This is a genomic window from Acidovorax sp. Root267 (assembly GCF_001429215.1).
GTDB lineage: Bacteria > Pseudomonadota > Gammaproteobacteria > Burkholderiales > Burkholderiaceae_C > Acidovorax > Acidovorax radicis.
Genome location: NZ_LMJC01000002.1, coordinates 34,656 through 52,157, shown reverse-complemented (window position 1 = coordinate 52,157; position 17,502 = coordinate 34,656). Strand labels below are relative to the sequence as shown.

The following is a 17,502-nucleotide window of genomic DNA, read 5'->3' as shown; positions in this document are numbered from 1 at the left end:
CTTGTATTTGTATTCTGAAGGTCAAAGAGGGGAGTGGGCGCGGGCGATGCCTCTGTCGTAGAAATCTCTCCTCTGGGTCTCGTTGAATCCGAGATCGGACAGCACCTCTTCCGCGTGCTGACTGAAACCCGGTGGCGGGTCGCCCGGCGATGCCGGGGTCCCGTAGAGGCGCATCGGTCCCCTGAGCGCAGTGAACGCACCTCGCTGAATGATCATTTGGCGATGTGCGCAGTGCTCTTGAGCTAGCGCCTGAGGCACGTCGTTGACTACACCTGCAGGCACCCCCACGCGCATCAGTTCCCTACACAGGGTCTCGGCATCGTCTTTGGCAATCGCGGCTTCGATCAGAGTTTTGAGCTGCGGCCTGTGCGCCAGGCGCTCGGCATTCGTTCGAAAGCGCGGATCGTCAGGCAGTTCGCTACATCCGATGTGGCGGCTGAACCGGCGGAACTGGCCGTCGTTGAGAATGCCGATGAACACGTGAGCATCGCGCGCTCTGAACTTGTCGTAAGGCGCGATGTTCGGATGCGCGCTGCCGAGCAGGCCCGGCGTCTGGTTAGATGCAAACCAGTTCGACGCATGCGGAAGTAGCAGGCTGAGCGCTGTGTCGTACAAGGTTGCCTCCACCCGCTGGCCCTTACCACTGACTTGCCTGCTACACAGCGCCATGAGGATGCCGGTGAGCGCGACGTAGCCGGTCAGATGGTCCACGATGGGGATGCCCATGCGTGTAGCCCCGCTGGAGGACTCGCCGTTGATGCTCATCAGACCGCATTGCGCCTGCAGCACCGCGTCGTACCCGGGAAGGCCGCCGAGCGGGCCGTCGCGGCCGAAGCCGGAGATGGCGCAATAGATAAGCCGTGGGTAGCGCGTAGCCAGTACGTCCTCGTAGCCCAAGCCCCATTTCTCCATGGTGCCTGGCAGGAAGTTTTCCACAAGGACGTCAGCACCATCGAGCAGGCGGTGCAGTACCTCTTGCGCCTCGGGCTGGGAGAGGTCCAGACTCAGCGCTTTCTTGCCACGGTTGAGCGCCGCAAAGTAAGCAGAGTTCCCCATTGCGTCATACGGCGGGCCAAGGTGACGAGTCTCGTCACCTCCTGGAGGCTCTATCTTGACGATGTCGGCACCGTTGTCGGAGAGCATCTGGGTGCAAAGGGGGCCTGCGAGTACCCGGGTCAGATCTACGACCCGCAGGCCCCCCAGCGCAGTGGATGCGCTGGTGGTCGCCATAGTGCTCACCCGCGGCTGGGCAGAACAACCACGCCACCGCCTACTGCGGACTGTTCGCCGTCCTGGTTTTGCGCTTCCTGCTCAATCTCCACCATGTGCTTGCCGTTCTCCAGGAACTTGCGAGTCACCTTGCCTTTGATGAACACCATGTCTCCCTCCGGATTGTGGCGACGGACCTTGCAACTGGCCTTGTGCAGGAAGCCTGTGTCGCCCATCCAATTCGTCAGGTGGTGCGTCATCCACGAGGTACGCTCCGGGCCATAGTCGTATGCGCCGGGTGCCCCTACTTCCAAAGCAAAGTCTTCTTCCCAGTGCACTCGCTCTGGTACGTCCGGGATGCCAAAGCGGTTTTTGATGCCGACACCAGGATGCGCGTCGATCAGCTTCCAGGCCAGCTTGTTGGCACGGATGTAGAGGCCGCCCCAGCCTTGTGCGTAGGCGACGAAGCCAGTCACCGTCATCGGGCCCTTGAACATGGTCGGCAACTCGTCACCTACGTTGACGTCTTCCCAATAACGGGGCACAGCGCCGCGCACTTCTTCATCGCGGTACAACTTGTAGGCCTCGCCCAGTTCCTCGTCGGTGTAGCGACGCACGCCGCGTTCACGCACTTCGCGGTATTTGGTGCCGTTTTCACGAGCATGATCACGTTCCGTGCGGAAACACCAGCTGTCGGCCTCGGCCACCTTGTCACCGCTCTGGTTGAAGAAGTCCACGTGATAGATCTGCTGGATGGCGCGACCGGCAAAGCGGGTTTGATGCTCGACCAAATCCTTGAGGTATGACTCGGTGGAGATCACGTCGTTGCGTCGCACTTCCTTATGCCAGGTCCAGTCGGCGCCAGACCACATGGCGTGCACGCCGGGCAATCCGCCCACATAACCGGACACGATGCGGCTGGTCGAGAACAGAAAGCTGGGCAGCGCCACAATACCCCCGTAGTGACTCTTGGCCGCGTAATCGGGGTCGCACCACAACGGGTTGTCGTCGCCTATTCCGTGAGCGTAGTGGCGAATGTTGTCGCGTGTGGCCTCATAGCACCACGGTTCGGCGGTCTGTCCAATCTTCACGCCGATGCGCTGGCGAAGTTCGTCAAGGCCGCTATCGGTGATCTTAGGAAAGGTGCGTTGCGTTTCGGTTGACATGTGTGTCTCCTTTTTTTGCGGTTGGTTGGAACGGGAAATGAGTCTGCGAAAGGGGTGTGGCATGAATGCCGGCTCACACAGGGGAAGCAGTCAGAGCAGCGGCCTCGCGCTCGCGCAGGACTTTGCGGTGCACCTTGCCAGCGGGGGTCTTTGGCAACTCCGCTACGAAGGCGATGTGGCGCGGGTATTCGTGCTGGCTGAGCTTGGTCTTGACAAGGCTCTGCACCTCGTCGGCAAAGGCATCGCTGCATGCTCGGTCTGAGACCACGAATGCCTTGACGACCTGACCACGGATTGCGTCCGGAACGCCGATAACGGCGGCTTCGAGGACGTCCTCATGCATCAGGATCACGTTCTCTATCTCCACCGCGCTCATGGTCCAGCCGGCAGAGATGATCACGTCGTCTGCTCGGCCACCATGGTAGAAATAGCCGTCCTCATCGGTACGACCCAAGTCCTTAGTAGGTACCCACTGGCCACGACGCAGCACCATCAGCTGGCCCGTAGTGCCAGGAGGGCAGACTTTGCCCTCGGCGTCGTGGACCTCGACCACCGTGCCCGGCACGGCTTTGCCCAGCGAACCTCGCTTGACGGGAAAGTCTTCTGCTCCAGGGTAGCTCGCCAGCACCACTCCGATCTCAGTGGTGCCGTACATGCTGCACACAGGCAGACCAAAACACTCTTGTACGAAGTCAGCCGTGTCGTCGTCGATGGGCTCGCCGGTGAAGGACAGCTTCTTGAAGTGGTACTCGTAGTCACCTGCCTTGCCACAGTTCTTCATCATGCGGTAGTGGGTAGCGGCCGCCGACATATTGGTGAAGCGATGTGACGATAGAGCCTGCAACAACCGTTCAGGGTTGAATCGGCCGCTGTAACTTCCCACCGTGAGGCCTAGGGCCAGCGGCGCGAGCGTCCCATGCCACAGACCGTGGCCCCAGGCGGGGGAAGATGGGCACATGAAGCGGTCTCCTGGGCGCAGCCCCGTTCCATAGAGCGCAGCCACCATCAGAGTGACCAGGGCCTTGTGTGTGTGCTTCACGGCCTCGGGCAGTTCGCGCGTGGTACCTGAGGTGTACTGGAACACTGCCAGCTCGTCGGGGGACGACTGGATTTCATACATTGATGGCAGGACGCCAAGCTCTTGCCAGAGGGCGGAATTGAAAATTTCGTAGGGTGTAGTGCCTAGGCCGGCCGCCACTTCCCGCTTGTCCTCGTTGGTTACAAGGAGGGCTGGCTTGCAATCGCCAACGCGCAGACGCACGCCATCGGGTCCAAACAGAGTGAAGAGCGGGACTGCAATGGCGCCGCGCTTGATCACGCCGAACATGGCGGTATAGAACTCACGCGATGGCTCCAGCATGATCGCAACGCGATCACCTTTTTGCACACCCTTGCGCTCCAGGTAGTGCGCAAACTGCGACGAGTCGCGCGACAAATCGTCGAAGCTGATCTTCTCGTCCGTGCCATCCGCGCGGCAGACGATGACCGCTTCGCGACCTCGGCCCGCATGGCGGTCTACGCATTCGTGGGCGATGTTGAAGACGCTGCGGTCGCCATCGAAAAGCTCCCACAACCTCTCAGTAGCGAAGTGGCTCTGGGCATCGGCATAGCTCGTGTAGTCGGTAAGGCGTTTCATGTCTGCATGGCTTCCTTGTGTTGGTGCATGCAGTCTCGATTTCTAGGTTCAAATTGTCAAATACAACAATTGGTTGTATACAGACAATCATTTCAAAAATTGATTAGCAACTCTTTTGCCGCTATTCGGGCGTGCGGATGCGCGTGCGGGAGTGAAGGGACCGGGTGCACGGGGCATCGTGCGGCGACCCAAGTGCTGCATGAATGTGGTGAGCGCGTCGGAACCTTGGCTCGACTCTTCCTGCTAAGACGACCCCTATCGGCAATCGAAAATTCGTTGCGCACAGGGGCTTGCTACGCTCTTTCCGGCGACCGAAATGCTGAAAGATCAGAATCCGAATCTATTGTCTATACGCAATTGGATTGCACAATTTGACACTTGGATGCCGGGCTTGTGACAATTTGAGTGTTCTTGCTCATACACACACAACGCCCCGAGGTCAGGATGCGCCAACTCAAGACTTTCGATCAACTCCGGACACTGATGGTCCACGAAGCGCAGCGGCACGAGCACCTGAGCGACCTGCAACCGCGGTTGGTAGCCTTGCCGGAGCGCGACGCCAGCGGATGCAACTGGGCAGTGGAAAAGTGGGCGACGCCTCAGGGAGAGGAGCAGGCGCCATGCACGCAGTTGCAGGCGCTAGTGAAGGCTTGCCAGTTGCAGTTCAATGCTGTCGGCAGATCCCCTGGCAATGCCACTGCAGTTCTGTTGCCTGTGATCGCCCGGGCTACCGATGTACCCAGTCGCACTGCACACAAATCGGTCCGGATGCGCTAAGCAACGAATGTCTCACCATCGAGCATTCAGACCCTCATATTTCCTAGGCCCCCTAACGGCTTCGACAGCGGTTAGTCACGGTGACGCATCCGATCGGCTGATAGGCGTTATCGTTGCTGGGTGTGGATCCCGGGACGGCTCGACATTGCCCCCTATCGAGACACACTCAAGGACTACATCTCTCTGATTTTCCAGACTGTTGAGGACTTCTTCTTCAAAAGGGCTGGTGCTGCTACCAGACTAACGACAAGGGGTCGTTGGTCGAATGACTGGTTGTTGCACCAAGCGCGATTACGCTTACGATCGGTAGATAACAACAACGTCAGTGGAGCTGTGGGTCGTCACGGCGAAGGCGGCTTCAGGCTGGTTGCTGACTTTCGGCCTGCAGTCGTTGGACGGCCGCTGCGACCAATAGCAGACAGTGGGGAAGATCCAAGGCTGTTCTCTGTCCCCCCAAAGAACTGATACGGCTAACGTGGTCACCCGTAGACATTCGCGTACATAAGGCGCATGGTTTTGACCCCTTTACTTGATGGGAGACCAGTATGGAATCCGTTCAAAACTTGGTTCATCGCGAGCCCTGGAACAAGGGAAAGATCGTTGGTCAGAAGGCGCCCTTTAAGCCCAAAGACATCTGGGCGCTGCGCGTGCGCCTTCAGATGGAGAACCGGGTGCGTGAGCTTGCGCTTTTCAATCTGGGAATCGACAGCAAGCTACGCGGGTGCGACTTGGTCGCCCTAAAAGTACGCGATGTTTGCCATGGCGACCAAGTCGCTTCACGAGCTACGGTCATGCAGCACAAAACTCATCATCCCGTTCAGTTCGAGATAACGGCGACCACTCGTGAAGCGCTTCAGCTATGGATCAAGACCGCAAAGCTGAAACCAGAAGACTTTATCTTTCCGAGCCGACTTCACAAGTCGCCGCATCTAGGGACGCGTCAGTACGCCCGCATTCTCGGGCGCTGGGTGTTGCAGCTGGGCTTGGATCCAGCAGAGTATGGAACGCACTCCATGCGGCGCACCAAGGCTACGCTCATTTACCGCAGAACGAAGAACCTCCGCGCAGTCCAGCTACTCCTGGGCCACTCAAAAATCGAGTCAACTGTCCGCTACCTTGGCATTGAGGTCGACGATGCTCTTGAGCTATCCGAACAGACTGAGATTTGAGTTGACGGAGCACAAAATTCTCACAGGGGGCGGCTGAGCTGTGGGCCTTAGATCACCGGAAGCTGTGGGATCACGAAGGGCATCCCGCGGCCAGGAGCAGCCAATGGCAGTCCTGATTGATCTTCGAATCGCAGATCGGCGCGAACTCCCGGCCAATGCTAGTCAGAAGAACGCAGCCAACATCAAGGCTGTTTCCCGTATCTCTACCGCCCTGGCGCACAAATCGCCGCGACTCGCCCACGCACTGGCGTCCGTCATGTTGAATGATCTATGGAACCCCTTGAAGTTTGTCCAACTTCTGGGGGTCAGTTCAAACCCGGGGCGATTCACAAGTGCTCTGGATACACACGGTAAGCGATGTGCTCGACGAGCCGGTGTTCCACCCAACGCTGAGCAAGCCAACAATTGTTAGAAATGAGCTATCGGTCGCCTCGTCTCCTACGATTGCGTAGGCTGGTATCCCCGTGAGATGGGTGGAGGTAAGAAGGTCAAACCCTGCCAACCTAGCAGACGTATTTCTCGCAACACGCTGGTCGAGATTTGGCGCCGGCTTACTGGTCCCTACCTACTGAATCACCGGCGGCTCTTTTGGTAGGCTACTGGAGTAATGCCCTCCAGCCTTCTGAAGGTCTCTGTGAAATGACTTTGCGTCGCGAACCCGCATGCCGACGCAACATGCGCTGCTTCGTACCCAGTCTGCAGCAACTCCTTCGCTTTGCGTATCCGTTCGTGTACGACATATCTATGAACCGGGAGGCCGAATGTCGCTTTGAAGCGAGCGGCAAAGTGGCTAGCACTCATGTCCGCATTCCCTGCAAGTGCCGAAACGGTTAAAGGTTCTGATAGAAAAGCGTCGATATATGACCTGATCAATCGCACCTGGATTGGTGAGAAGCGAGCACTTTCGGCTTTGTTGGCTTTCCGTCCCGCACCCTCATCGGCAATGCTCCGTACGCGCTGTGCTAAGGCGATGCAGAGCGACTCCGCGTATAACCGCCCCGACCTACCTCCATCTGCTGCCTCGCGAGCCAGGCACTTGGCGAGACTTACTATCGACTCATCTGTCACACAAGCGTAGACAGCGCTGAGTTGGTGCGTCAGCGCAGGTTCATCAGCCAAGGATCCGAGCGCACTCCAGTCGAAAGAAACATTGACGCTTTCCACGGCTCCTTCGTAGCTTAGGCTGTCCCAATGTTGCCCAGCAGGGTAAGCGGCAACACAACCGGGTGTGAAGTTTACGTGCCTTCGTTTGGTGCCATAGCGGAGGTCCACGGCACAAGCGCCACGTAAAACGACGGCTAGGTAGAAGTGAGATAGCGCTTCCCCAGCCCAAGTCCCGCGTTCCGCAGATCGGGCTACAACAATGGGAAACCCGCCCCACGATGGGAGGCCATCCGTAGTAAGCAGGAGCTCACCGGTGTTGCCGCTTGATGTTTTGTGTGTAGTACTCATAACGAATTCAGACCGAAGCGATAACAGTAGCGTTGCGGCCTTCAGCCCCTCACTGGGGAATACCCTTCGCAGAAGCTAAGGGAAATCCTTCGGCGTTTCTCGATAGCGCTCGCAATTCTTGATATATGTGAACCTCAATCCTAGTTATCTTTGGTCGCTCGCGATGTACACACGAGAACTTTCCAAAAATATAGGAGACACCCAATGCCGGTTCCAGAACACAAATACATGCGGTCATCACAGGTCCGCAGAAAACTGCTTAAGTGCAGTGCTATCTTAGCTTTTACATATGTATTGACTGCCTGTGGCGGAGGTAACGTTGACTCGACTGCTACCAGAGCGGCCGCGTGGACTGCTTCACAGAGCGATCTTACAGAAGACGTTAGCGCTCTCGGTATTCCGAAGCCCACCCCCGCGGAGTTTACGAATCAGACCATTCGACAGGTGGCCAGGCTTTCGTTGGACGGTAATCTTGTTCGCATCAAGTTCTCAAACCGCTTCGGGAAAGTCCCTTTGACCCTGAACAAGGTGCACGTTGCGCGGAGCGTTGGTGCTGCAGAGATTGACACTTCGAGCGACCATGCAGTCACCTTTGCTGGAGCTCCCAGCGTAACCATTGAAGCCGGTCAAGATAGATGGAGCGATGCTGTTGCCCTTCCAGTGGAGCCCCAAATACGGCTGGCAGTCAGTATTTACATGGAAAAAGCGACTATTGCCACAGGACATCGATTCTCTACTTCTTCTACGTACGTCAGTACCGGCGATCAAACAACCGCGCGTGATATTTTCTCCGCCGCCGAGAATGTGCGCTCATCCAGCTATTTCATGAGTGAGATAGCTGTGGAAAGGAGTGATGCGAGTAAGGTAGTGGTGGCGTTCGGTGACTCAATTAGCGACGGCGTTGCTTCGAGCACGAATGCCTTCTTAGACTACCCAAGCCAGCTCTCTAACCGTGCACTGAAAATCGACCGCAACATTTCAGTCGTGAATGCAGGAATGGGGGGAAATAGATGGCTGAACACGCCGTTTGGTCTCCCCGGTGTGCGTCGTTTCACTGAGCAGGTTCTCGGCGTAACGGGCGTCACTCACACCATCATTTTGCTCGGCACAAACGATCTAGGGCTCTCACAGCTATATCAAGATCAGGTGGTCACGGCTGAGCAGGTCATTGCGGCCATGACGGAAGTGATCTCTCTGGCAAAGGCCAAAAACGTGAAGGTGTATCTCGGTACTCTCATTCCGTTCAAAGGGGGATTTTTCTACACAATTGAAGGCGAAGCGAAGCGTCAGACGATAAATGCCTGGGTGCGAGCAAATCAAGAAGTCGCCGGTGTAATCGACTTCGACAAGGCAATACAGGATCCAGAGGACCCGCTTCGGATTCCTACCCATTTACATAGTGGTGACAGCCTACATCCAAACGACGCTGGTTACGCCAAATTGGCCACTGCGGTGGACCTAGCGATGTTCAAATAATTCGGCACTAGCTATTGAACGCCTCTCGAATGGGCTGTGAATCGCCCCGGTTTTGAACTAGCCCCTAGAAGTTGGACAAACTTCAAGGGGTTTCATGAAGAAGTACAAAACGGAGTTCAAGCTGGAAGTGGTCCAAAGCTTCTTGGCAGGCGAAGGCGGCGCGAAGCTCTTGGCTCGGCGGTGGTCGGTTCCCGAGGAGAAGGTCCGCACGTGGGTGAGCCACTACCGCCTGCACGGCATCGACGGTTTGCGCCCCAAGCGCAGCGCGTACAGTGCGCAGCTCAAGTTGCAGGTGCTAGCTCATCAGGATCGCGAGCAGCTTTCCAGTCGTCAGGTCGCGGCGCTCTATGACATCCGCAATCCCAACCAGATCGTGGTCTGGCGGCGCAATCTCGATCAAGGCTGCCTGCAGGCGCGCGAGAGCGGGAATGAAGAACAGCCTAATATGAAGCCAAAACGACGCTCTGCCGCACCGTCTAGCACGGTCGTTGCCGATGCGGAGAAAACCCTGCGGGAAGCGAACGACCGACTGCGCGCGGAGGTCGCGTACCTAAAAAAATTGCAGGCCTTGATTCGGTCGAAGAGATCAGCTGCCCCGACAAAGCGCATCTGATTGCCGGGTTGAGGCATCACCATAAATTGGCATACCTGTTGCAGGTCGCAGGCCTGCCACGCAGCACGTTCTACTACCAATGCAAAGCGAGCCGGCGCGCCGACCAGCACAGCGCCATGGAGGCTAGGATCCGCACTGTCTATGACGAGCACAAGGGTCGCTACGGATACCGGCGGATCACGGCAGCGCTGTGCAATTCAATGGCACAGCCGGTCAACCACAAGTGCGTGCAGCGTCTGATGCAAAAGATGGGGCTACGTGCGTTGATCCGGGCGAAGAAGCGCTCCTGGCATGTCCCGGGCACGAGCGATGCACACGTATCCAACGTTCTGCAGCGCGACTTCTGCGCGACCGCGCCGAACCAGAAATGGGCGACCGATGTCACCGAGTTCAATGTAAGCGGGCAAAAGCTCTACCTGTCGGCCTGCATGGACCTGTACAACGGCGAGATCGTCGCGTATCGCATGGCAAGGCGGCCGGTCTTCGAGATGGTTTCCAGCATGCTTGAGGCCGCGCTCTCGCGGACCAATTGCGTCGCAGGCCTGATCGTGCATTCCGACCAAGGTTGGCACTACAAGATGCGTATGCGTCCGGCAAACCCATCTTGAGATAGCCTGTTCGAGCAGGCATCGTGTGCACGATGGAGATCATGCACACCATGGCGAGCGAGGCGATCGCCCCAAACCCCAAGCGGCGCTTCTACGGTCCAGAACTCAAGGCGCACGTCGTGGCGCAATGCCGAGCGGATGGCGCATCGATTGCGGCTGTGGCCCTGGCCCACGGCATCAACGCCAACATCGTTCATCGCTGGCTACGCGAGCACCCGGCGGCGGCACCCAAACCCATCAATCCGTTCATCCCGGTGAACCTTCCCTCGCCTGAGGTAGAGGACGCCGCGCCTGTTGGCGTAGCGGGGAGCTCCTCGGCGGATATCCGCATCGAGATCCGACGCAGCACTGGCGTGATCACGGTAAGCTGGCCCGTCGAGGCGTCGTCGTCCTGCGCGGACTGGTTGCGGGATTGGCTTCGGTGATCCGGATCGACGCAGCCTGGCTGGCCACCACCCCGCTGGACATGCGCGCCGGCACGGATACGGCTCTCTCCCGAGTCATTGCCGTCTTCGGCGCTGCCTATCCCCACCATGCCTACCTGTTCGCCAACAAACGCGCCAACCGCATCAAGATCCTGGTGCACGACGGCATCGGTATCTGGCTGGCCGCACGCCGACTGCACCAGGGCAAGTTCATCTGGCCCTTGGCCGGTAGTTCCAACCTGACGCTGCAGCGCCAGCAGCTCGATGCGCTGGTCATGGGCCTACCTTGGCAACGCCTGGCCGACGGCGGTGTCATCACCGTGGTCTGACTCTCCGGCAGTGATCGGTACTTGCCAATTGGTGCATGCGTCAATGGTGCACGCGTGTTGGTGCTGGCACAGTGACGGCCATGGTGGTGGCGTTGCAATCTCTGGAGCATCTGAGCGCCGATCAACTGCGCGAGATGGCTGCACGCCTGATGACCCAGCTTCGTCACCAGGGCGCCTTGCTGGAGAAGCTCACCCACGAGAACTCGCTGCTCAAGCGCATGAAGTTCGCCGCACAGTCTGAGCGCTTCAACCCCGAGCAGAAAAGCCTGCTCGAAGACGAGATCGAGGCCGACCTGGCGTCTTTTGCCACCGAGATCGACGCCCTGCAGCAGGAGCCAGGTACCCCGAACCTGCAGGAGAAGAAGCAGCCCAAGCGGCTCCCCCTGCCGGCGCATCTGCCACGCCGCGATATCCATCACGAACCCGAGTTCACCACCTGCCGTACGCCGGGGTGTGGTTGCCCGCTAAAACGCATCGGCGAGGACGTGGCCGAGAAGCTGGACTACGTACCAGGGGTCTTCAGCGTAGAGCGCCACATCCGCGGCAAGTGGGCCTGCACCCAGTGCGAAACCATCACCCAGGCGCCGGTGGATGCTCACGTCATCGACAAAGGCATCCCCACCGCCGGCCTGCTGGCCCAGGTGCTGGTGGGCAAGTACGCCGATCACCTGCCGTTGTACCGCCAGGAAACGATCTTCGGGCGTGCCGGCCTAGCCATCCCGCGCTCGACCTTAGCGCAGTGGGTGGGCACATGCGGGGTGCGGCTACAGCCTCTGGTGGATGCCCTCAAGGCTGAGATCCTGCAACACCGCGTGCTTCACGCGGATGAGACGCCGGTGGCGATGCTCAAGCCGGGTGATGGCAAAACGCACCGCGCCTACCTGTGGGCCTACGCGCCTGGGGCGTTCGAGAGCATGAAAGCCGTGGTCTACGACTTCTGTGAGTCGCGTGCCGGCGAGCACGCTCGGGCATTTCTTGGGAAGTGGAGAGGCAGCCTGACCTGTGACGACTTCAGCGGCTACAAGGCACTGATTGCGAGCGGGGTGACGGAGGTGGGCTGCCTGGCGCATGCGCGCCGCAAGTTCTTTGATCTGCACGCGGCTAACAAGAGTCAGATCGCCGGGTTCGCGCTGCAGCAGTTCGCCCGGGTCTATGACATCGAGCGTGAGGTGAGGGATATTGATGCCACGCAGCGCCAAGACATTCGGCGCAGGCAGACCCAGCCGGTGCTCGACGTCTTGCACGAATGGATGAGGCTGCAGCGCCAGAAAGTGCCGGATGGATCGGCCACCGCCAAGGCACTGGACTACAGCCTGCGGCGCTGGGAGGCGTTGACCCGATTCGTCGATGATGGACAGTTACCGGTGGACAACAACTGGATCGAGAACCAGATCCGCCCGATCGCCATTGGTCGCAACAACTGGCTGTTTGCCGGCAGTCTGCGCGCCGGCCAGCGGGCTGCAGCTGTCATGAGCCTGATCCAGTCAGCGCGCATGAACGGGCACGATCCATACGTCTACCTCAAAGATGTCCTCACACGGCTGCCGATGCACAAGGCCAGCCAGATCGAGGACTTGCTGCCGCATCGCTGGCAACCCGACGCCATCTGATCGTCGCCCGGGGGCCACCGCCAGCAGTCACACCCATACACCTAATCGGCCACCACCGCCAGCGAGTGTGCAGCGTGGATGTGTGCGCCGCTGCGGTGAGCCTTGGACCCACCTGCGCGCTGCTCTGCACCTGCTTCCGACGCAGCTTAACAGCCGCAAAGAGGACCCACTGCCACATCGTTGGCGGCCCGCCCATAGCCCCCGATCGCCTGCAAGGTCGGCCGACTGGTCGCTCACTCCCAATGAGTGCGTCAACGGCTTGGCGAGCGATGACTGCAAGCAGTCTATGATCTTGGGGTCATTTGGGACCGTGGACGCACACGTTTGACTCGCAATTTTTTGAAACGTGCTATGCCCGAAGGAAAAGCGCTGATGCTTCTGGCTCCGTTCGCATGAACCGGTCACTAAGCCTTTGGATAGGTGCCGGATCCGCTACCATCGTTGAAGCCTCATCTGCAGATAGCCATTTGAACTCGGAATGCTCGTGGTTGAGCACGATGGAAATCGGGGGGGCCACAAAGGCGACGAAGGCCTCAATGCGTGAATATCCATCGATGTGCGGGATATCCTCGCCAAAACTATAGATCGCCGTCGGTGATAGTCCCGTTTCTTCCAGAACCTCTCTCAACGCTGTCTGAAGCGGAACCTCGCCGAATTTGCAGGTTCCACCAACTGGCCACCATTGCCCGGCGTAGGCGCCACCTGAACGACGCAGGAACAGTAGCTCTCGGTCCCTTTCTGATCCCCTCAAAACAAAAACGATGACGCCCACCGTTTGCCTCGACATGGCTTTCATCGCTGTGCCTCATGCTGAACCGCCGCTTGGCCGATGGCAGAAGTCTAGCCGCGTGCGACTGCTTTCGGTCAAGATGTATTGGCCGGACGCTTACCAAGATGCAGCCCTACCGAGCGATGCTCGTGCGACGCGGAGTCGAGCAAAGCATGAGCCGCAAGGGCAACTGCTTCGACAACGCGGCGATTGAAAGCTTCTTCGGCACCCTGAAAGCCGAGTACTTCCATCTCGAAAGGCCCGATAGCATTGATACGCTCGAAGCGGCGTGCATGATTACGTCAACTACTACAACCACGAACGCATCAAGCTCCGGCTGCAGGGGCTCAGTCCGGTGGAATACCGATTGAGAAGCACCGCCTAATCGGCGGAATCGTGACCGTCCAACTTCTAGGGGCCAGTTCAAACCCGGGGCGATTCAAGGATAGCCGCTAGGCATTCAAGTGCTTGTGACTCCAAGGTGCTCATGGATTTGTCCGCTCCGCAGCTCTGGCCTTGTGTTGATCACCCGACGTCACTAAGTCTTGCAAACCCCTTCTCCAGATCTGCGATCAGATCGGCTGCATCTTCCAGCCCAATGTGAAGGCGCACCAGATGACCTACTTCGTCCCACTTGGAGGCACTTCGCATCTTTCGTAGATCGACGGTCATCGCCAAACTCTCGAATCCGCCCCAAGAGTATCCAAGCGAGAAGAATGAAAGGCTATCGAGCATCGCCTCGACCGCTTCGAGAGAAACCGGTTTGGTCACAAATGAGAATAAGCCGCTGGCACCAGTGAAATCACGGCGCCACAGTGCATGGTTGGGATGTGAAGGCAGGGCTGGGTATATGACACGCGCAACCTCGTCGCGGCCCTCCAACCAGCTCGCGACCTTAAGAGCACTCTCCTGGTGGCGCGCAAGCCTTGTTCCCAACGTGCGCAGGCCGCGCAAGGCAAGATTCACGTCATCCGGCCCGACATAAACACCTGCCTGAAATTGGTACGCTTTCAGTAGCTCCCAAGCGCGTGGCCCTGCCGCTACAGTGCCGATGAGCGCGTCCGAATGGCCCACCACGTACTTGGTGGCAGCCATCACACTCAGATCGACGCCCATGGTCAGCGGTTTGAAAAATAGCGGTGTGGCCCAGGTGTTGTCCATGATGACCAGGGCGCCGCGGCGGTGCGCGATCTCCGAGATAGCCGGTATGTCCTGAATCTCGAAAGTGTGTGACCCGGGCGACTCGGTAAACACCGCTTTCGTATTCGGGCGAAACAGCGCTTCGATGCCCGCGCCGATGCATGGGTCGTAATAGGTCGTTTCGAAGCCGAAGCGCCTGCCGGCTGTGTCGCAGAAATGGCGGGTGGCCCCGTAAACACTATCAGGCACCAACAGGTGATCCCCCGCCCCCACCACAGCCAGAATGGCAGTGACACAGGCAGCCAGTCCGCATGAGCAAAGCACGCTTCCTTGTGCACGTTCGAGCACGTTGATCGCCTCGGTGAGCGCTTCTGTGGACGGGTTGTTCCAACGGCCGTACTGGTAGCGCTGACTACCTGACTTCATCGTCGCTGCGCTGGGAAAGACCACTGTGGAGCCGCGGTAGATAGGCGGGTTGACGAAGCCGTAATGGTCTTCCGGATGAGAGCCGGCGTGAGCCAGGGCCGTGTTGATTCCACGTTGTTCGAAATCAGTGTGCATAACGTTGTCCTCTCTCGGAGCAAGAAGCCATCGGCTGTAGGTCTGGAAATTCTGTTCCTACCTTCTAGAAATATGATTTCTAATTGCTCCAAGAGTGCGATCATTTGGTTAATTTTATTAACTGACTACTAGCTTTGAAGACGCCGCAACATCTCAGGCCACGGATCTCGGCTCAAGTGGCTGCAGGGGAGCGACGAGCTCGACATTTCAGTGGTGAACCCTTGCGGGTTGGCCTGCCTATGTGTGTACCGAGGAAGAATGGAATGGCGGAGTTAGACAATACCGATCGAGCGATCTTGCAGCTTCTGCAGACCGACGGCCGACTGGCGAATACAGAGATAGCGTCGCGTGTGGCACTGTCACCCCCAGCATGTTGGAAGCGGCTCAAGCGGCTTGAGGAGAAAGTAATTCGGGGTTATCACGCCTCGCTAGAGCCCAGGGAGTTGGGTTTGGGCCTGTTCGCGTTCATCAGCATCATGCTTGACAACCATTCCGAGAAAGCGATGAACCGCTTCGAGAGCGGCGTAATGGCGCTTCCTAACGTTATCGCCTGCCACAATGTCTCAGGAAAATACGACTACTTGCTGCAAGTTGTCGTGAGCGACATGAATGCTTTCCACGAACTTGCCATGCACAAGATTCGCACGCTTGGCAATGTCAAGGAGATGTACACGGGTTTCTCGCTCAAGGAGATCAAGCGCTCAACGACCCTGCCGTTGTGAATTCAAATTTGTGGCCGATGCTGGCGCCTTCTATGGTTCCGGCACCCCCACACGCCGCCACACCGTCCGGTTAGCGTTTCATAACGCCCAGCGAATGTTAGTGCTGCGCGTTCCCTGGACAGCGGCAGGCCTGGCATCTAACAACTTATGGCGATTGCCAAAAAAAGTGGTGCGCCGGCTTGCGCTCTTCGAGCTTGGTGGAACCTGAGGAGGGTGCTCTAGTCGGTGAGGAGGTTGCCCCAGTTCGAGACCTCGAGAGTCAGAAACGGGGGCGCCTCTCGAGCGCGGCCTCTTGTATGGATGGTTCGGTGAAAGTCAAAAACTCCTGCATGCAATGGTTACGCAACCTAACGTCGACGGCGAAATTTGGTCAGTCAGCCGACTAAGACCTGTTCAAAATATTCTGAGCAGCAGAGCCAACAATACAAGTGGATGAACTGCAAGCTGGTGTTCAGTAGCCTCTCGCAGTTCTTCCACACCGCCTGTTCTTCTCCAACTACGCAAAGCTGCACTCCACCACCCAGCGCTGGGGTATCACTTTGAACGGGTGAAGTCCAATGCATGGCGTTGTGCTGTTCGCCATCTATCTCGCGCTCGATGGGTATTCGCATGCCCACGCACCCCAAGTGACGCTGGCGGATGATGTATCGACGCTGTTACGGTGGTTCAACGCTAGCGCTGGCTTCCTGGTATTGGGCTTATTCTCGAACGTCTACTACAAGGCGGTACTTGCATCGGAACAACGGTTACGAACAATCGCCTCCACCGACCCGCTGACCGGAGCCCTGAACCGCCGCGCGATGAGGTATGAGGTAGATGCCGCCCCACCGGGGCTTCTCGACGACGCTGCTGCTCGCCGACATCGATTTCTTCAAGCGCATCAACGACTGCTTCGAGGCCGGTGATCGCGTACTGGTAGTTGCACAGAAGCGCTGCTTCCCGCCTCATGACGAACGTGACACTGAAGGTCACAGGTACCTCGCAGGTGAGGTACAGGAACAAGTTGGGCCCCGGGGCCTGCGGATGAAGCGGCCGGCGGCGCATCAACACCACCAGGAAATCCTACATCGACGTCACCAGCCTTTCTAAGCCAGGTATCCTCGTCCGCCCAAGGGTACGGCGACAGACATCCCCGAAACGAGGATGCTGCAGACATCAAGTCGTGCGTTCCCGATCACAGCCGTCTTAGTGCTCGGTAGCGTGTGCCAATCGGCACACGATCCGATCAGTTGCCCGCGTACGGCAGTGACGAGTGGTGCACGACGATGCGCAGCTTGCCCGCATCGTCCTTGACGAAGGCCCAGCTCTTGTCCACGGTGGTCACCTTGCCGTCCTTGCCCGTGAATATCACGTTGCCTATGGTATTGGCAGAGTCACCGGAGATGAAGACTGCAGCATTGGCAATCTCGCACTTCGTCCAGCCCTTCAGAGCGAACCCGGTGTCCTTGGGGTATGCAGGATTGCCCCCCACGAAATACGAGAGTGCGCCCTCTCGGGTGGTGCGAAAGGTCTGGGGCACCTCAGTCAGGGTCGGCTTGAACAGCACGGTCCCAATCTGGTAGCCGTACGCGCTGTCGATCACCTTCTCGGCCAAAGCCTTGGCTGCCGGCTGGCCGCTGGTGGTGTTCACCGTCGAGATATCGACCAGCGCCTTGCACCAAGCTTGCTGGGCCGCCAGCACTTCGGTTTCGGAGATGGCGTGGTTGACCACAGGGCCCTTAGCGGCGGCGGGCAGGATGGCTCCGCCGATCAGGAAGCTGGCAACGGCGATACAGGTGAGTTTTTTCATGGTTTTCACTGGTTGAACTGGTTGGTTCCCGCCCGTTTTCCCAAGGGCTGC

The 17,502-nt window shown here is 58.3% G+C and carries 15 protein-coding genes and 2 pseudogenes; 10 read left to right on the top strand and 7 right to left on the bottom strand.

The window, feature by feature from the left end:
- Positions 1–21: 21 nt before the first annotated feature.
- The 3 genes from ASE39_RS04545 to ASE39_RS04535 form a co-directional block, all read right to left on the bottom strand.
- Positions 22–1,230, bottom strand: a complete 1,209-nt coding sequence (locus tag ASE39_RS04545) for a CoA transferase (RefSeq protein ID WP_057270362.1) — start codon at positions 1,228–1,230, stop codon at positions 22–24.
- Positions 1,231–1,235: 5 nt separating this feature from the next.
- On the bottom strand, positions 1,236–2,375 hold the full coding sequence (locus ASE39_RS04540) for a MaoC family dehydratase N-terminal domain-containing protein (protein WP_057270361.1): 1,140 nt from the start codon (positions 2,373–2,375) through the stop codon (positions 1,236–1,238).
- Between the two features lie 73 nt (positions 2,376–2,448).
- A complete protein-coding gene (locus ASE39_RS04535; RefSeq protein WP_057270360.1) occupies positions 2,449–4,011 on the bottom strand; it encodes an AMP-binding protein in 1,563 nt (520 codons plus the stop codon).
- Between the two features lie 1,322 nt (positions 4,012–5,333).
- Between ASE39_RS04535 and ASE39_RS04525 the strand changes: the two genes are divergently transcribed.
- From ASE39_RS04525 to ASE39_RS04495, 7 genes are all read left to right on the top strand, one after another.
- Complete coding sequence (locus ASE39_RS04525) at positions 5,334–5,957, top strand: tyrosine-type recombinase/integrase (RefSeq protein WP_057270358.1); 624 nt, start codon at positions 5,334–5,336, stop codon at positions 5,955–5,957.
- Between the two features lie 1,965 nt (positions 5,958–7,922).
- The gene (locus ASE39_RS25645; protein WP_158004177.1) at positions 7,923–8,885 is read left to right on the top strand and encodes a GDSL-type esterase/lipase family protein; all 963 of its coding nucleotides are present in this window, start codon (positions 7,923–7,925) and stop codon (positions 8,883–8,885) included.
- Between the two features lie 94 nt (positions 8,886–8,979).
- Complete coding sequence (locus ASE39_RS04515) at positions 8,980–9,498, top strand: helix-turn-helix domain-containing protein (RefSeq protein WP_057228279.1); 519 nt, start codon at positions 8,980–8,982, stop codon at positions 9,496–9,498.
- Positions 9,499–9,524: 26 nt separating this feature from the next.
- A complete protein-coding gene (locus tag ASE39_RS04510; protein WP_082615335.1) occupies positions 9,525–10,106 on the top strand; it encodes an IS3 family transposase in 582 nt (193 codons plus the stop codon).
- A 32-nt stretch (positions 10,107–10,138) separates the two neighbouring features.
- On the top strand, positions 10,139–10,531 hold the full coding sequence (locus ASE39_RS04505) for a transposase (RefSeq protein WP_010459650.1): 393 nt from the start codon (positions 10,139–10,141) through the stop codon (positions 10,529–10,531).
- Entirely contained in the window at positions 10,528–10,860 is a 333-nt protein-coding gene (gene tnpB / locus ASE39_RS04500) for an IS66 family insertion sequence element accessory protein TnpB (RefSeq protein ID WP_010459652.1), read from the top strand. Before ASE39_RS04505 ends, tnpB begins: the two co-directional genes overlap by 4 nt.
- A gap of 83 nt (positions 10,861–10,943) precedes the next feature.
- Positions 10,944–12,470 (top strand): IS66 family transposase, encoded by a 1,527-nt coding sequence (locus ASE39_RS04495; protein ID WP_181147531.1) that lies wholly within the window; start codon positions 10,944–10,946, stop codon positions 12,468–12,470.
- A gap of 349 nt (positions 12,471–12,819) precedes the next feature.
- Here the strand turns inward: ASE39_RS04495 and ASE39_RS25640 are convergent, their stop codons facing one another.
- A complete protein-coding gene (locus ASE39_RS25640) occupies positions 12,820–13,266 on the bottom strand; it encodes an NUDIX domain-containing protein (protein ID WP_010459655.1) in 447 nt (148 codons plus the stop codon).
- A 128-nt stretch (positions 13,267–13,394) separates the two neighbouring features.
- On the opposite strand from ASE39_RS25640, the pseudogene ASE39_RS27040 reads away from it, so the two are divergent.
- Positions 13,395–13,624: pseudogene (locus tag ASE39_RS27040) on the top strand (IS3 family transposase); the annotation flags it as partial.
- A gap of 140 nt (positions 13,625–13,764) precedes the next feature.
- Here the strand turns inward: ASE39_RS27040 and metC are convergent.
- Positions 13,765–14,940: a cystathionine beta-lyase gene (gene metC, locus ASE39_RS04485; protein ID WP_057228280.1), complete on the bottom strand. Its 1,176-nt coding sequence runs from the start codon at positions 14,938–14,940 to the stop codon at positions 13,765–13,767.
- A gap of 263 nt (positions 14,941–15,203) precedes the next feature.
- Between metC and ASE39_RS04480 the strand changes: the two genes are divergently transcribed.
- Positions 15,204–15,662 carry an Lrp/AsnC family transcriptional regulator gene (locus tag ASE39_RS04480; RefSeq protein WP_057228282.1) on the top strand — a complete coding sequence of 153 codons (459 nt, stop codon included), beginning with the start codon at positions 15,204–15,206 and terminating at the stop codon, positions 15,660–15,662.
- Between the two features lie 393 nt (positions 15,663–16,055).
- Here the strand turns inward: ASE39_RS04480 and ASE39_RS26225 are convergent.
- Positions 16,056–16,215 (bottom strand): annotated as a pseudogene (locus ASE39_RS26225) (IS5/IS1182 family transposase); the annotation flags it as partial.
- A 16-nt stretch (positions 16,216–16,231) separates the two neighbouring features.
- On the opposite strand from ASE39_RS26225, the gene ASE39_RS26220 reads away from it, so the two are divergent.
- Positions 16,232–16,567: a hypothetical protein gene (locus ASE39_RS26220; protein WP_140426270.1), complete on the top strand. Its 336-nt coding sequence runs from the start codon at positions 16,232–16,234 to the stop codon at positions 16,565–16,567.
- Positions 16,568–16,887: 320 nt separating this feature from the next.
- Here the strand turns inward: ASE39_RS26220 and ASE39_RS04470 are convergent, their stop codons facing one another.
- Positions 16,888–17,451, bottom strand: coding sequence for a hypothetical protein (locus ASE39_RS04470; RefSeq protein ID WP_057228286.1), 564 nt, complete (start codon positions 17,449–17,451; stop codon positions 16,888–16,890).
- Positions 17,452–17,502 lie beyond the last annotated feature (51 nt).

What these genes read in the sequence shown, in the direction of transcription:
- ASE39_RS04540 (WP_057270361.1), bottom strand. Translation starts at nt 2,375, where the DNA reads ATGTCAACCGAAACGCAACGCACCTTTCCTAAGATCACCGATAGCGGC.
- ASE39_RS04505 (WP_010459650.1), top strand. Translation starts at nt 10,139, where the DNA reads ATGGAGATCATGCACACCATGGCGAGCGAGGCGATCGCCCCAAACCCC.
- ASE39_RS04515 (WP_057228279.1), top strand. Translation starts at nt 8,980, where the DNA reads ATGAAGAAGTACAAAACGGAGTTCAAGCTGGAAGTGGTCCAAAGCTTC.
- ASE39_RS04545 (WP_057270362.1), bottom strand. Translation starts at nt 1,230, where the DNA reads ATGGCGACCACCAGCGCATCCACTGCGCTGGGGGGCCTGCGGGTCGTA.
- metC (WP_057228280.1), bottom strand. Translation starts at nt 14,940, where the DNA reads ATGCACACTGATTTCGAACAACGTGGAATCAACACGGCCCTGGCTCAC.
- ASE39_RS04525 (WP_057270358.1), top strand. Translation starts at nt 5,334, where the DNA reads ATGGAATCCGTTCAAAACTTGGTTCATCGCGAGCCCTGGAACAAGGGA.
- ASE39_RS25640 (WP_010459655.1), bottom strand. Translation starts at nt 13,266, where the DNA reads ATGAAAGCCATGTCGAGGCAAACGGTGGGCGTCATCGTTTTTGTTTTG.
- ASE39_RS04470 (WP_057228286.1), bottom strand. Translation starts at nt 17,451, where the DNA reads ATGAAAAAACTCACCTGTATCGCCGTTGCCAGCTTCCTGATCGGCGGA.
- ASE39_RS04535 (WP_057270360.1), bottom strand. Translation starts at nt 4,011, where the DNA reads ATGAAACGCCTTACCGACTACACGAGCTATGCCGATGCCCAGAGCCAC.
- ASE39_RS04480 (WP_057228282.1), top strand. Translation starts at nt 15,204, where the DNA reads ATGGCGGAGTTAGACAATACCGATCGAGCGATCTTGCAGCTTCTGCAG.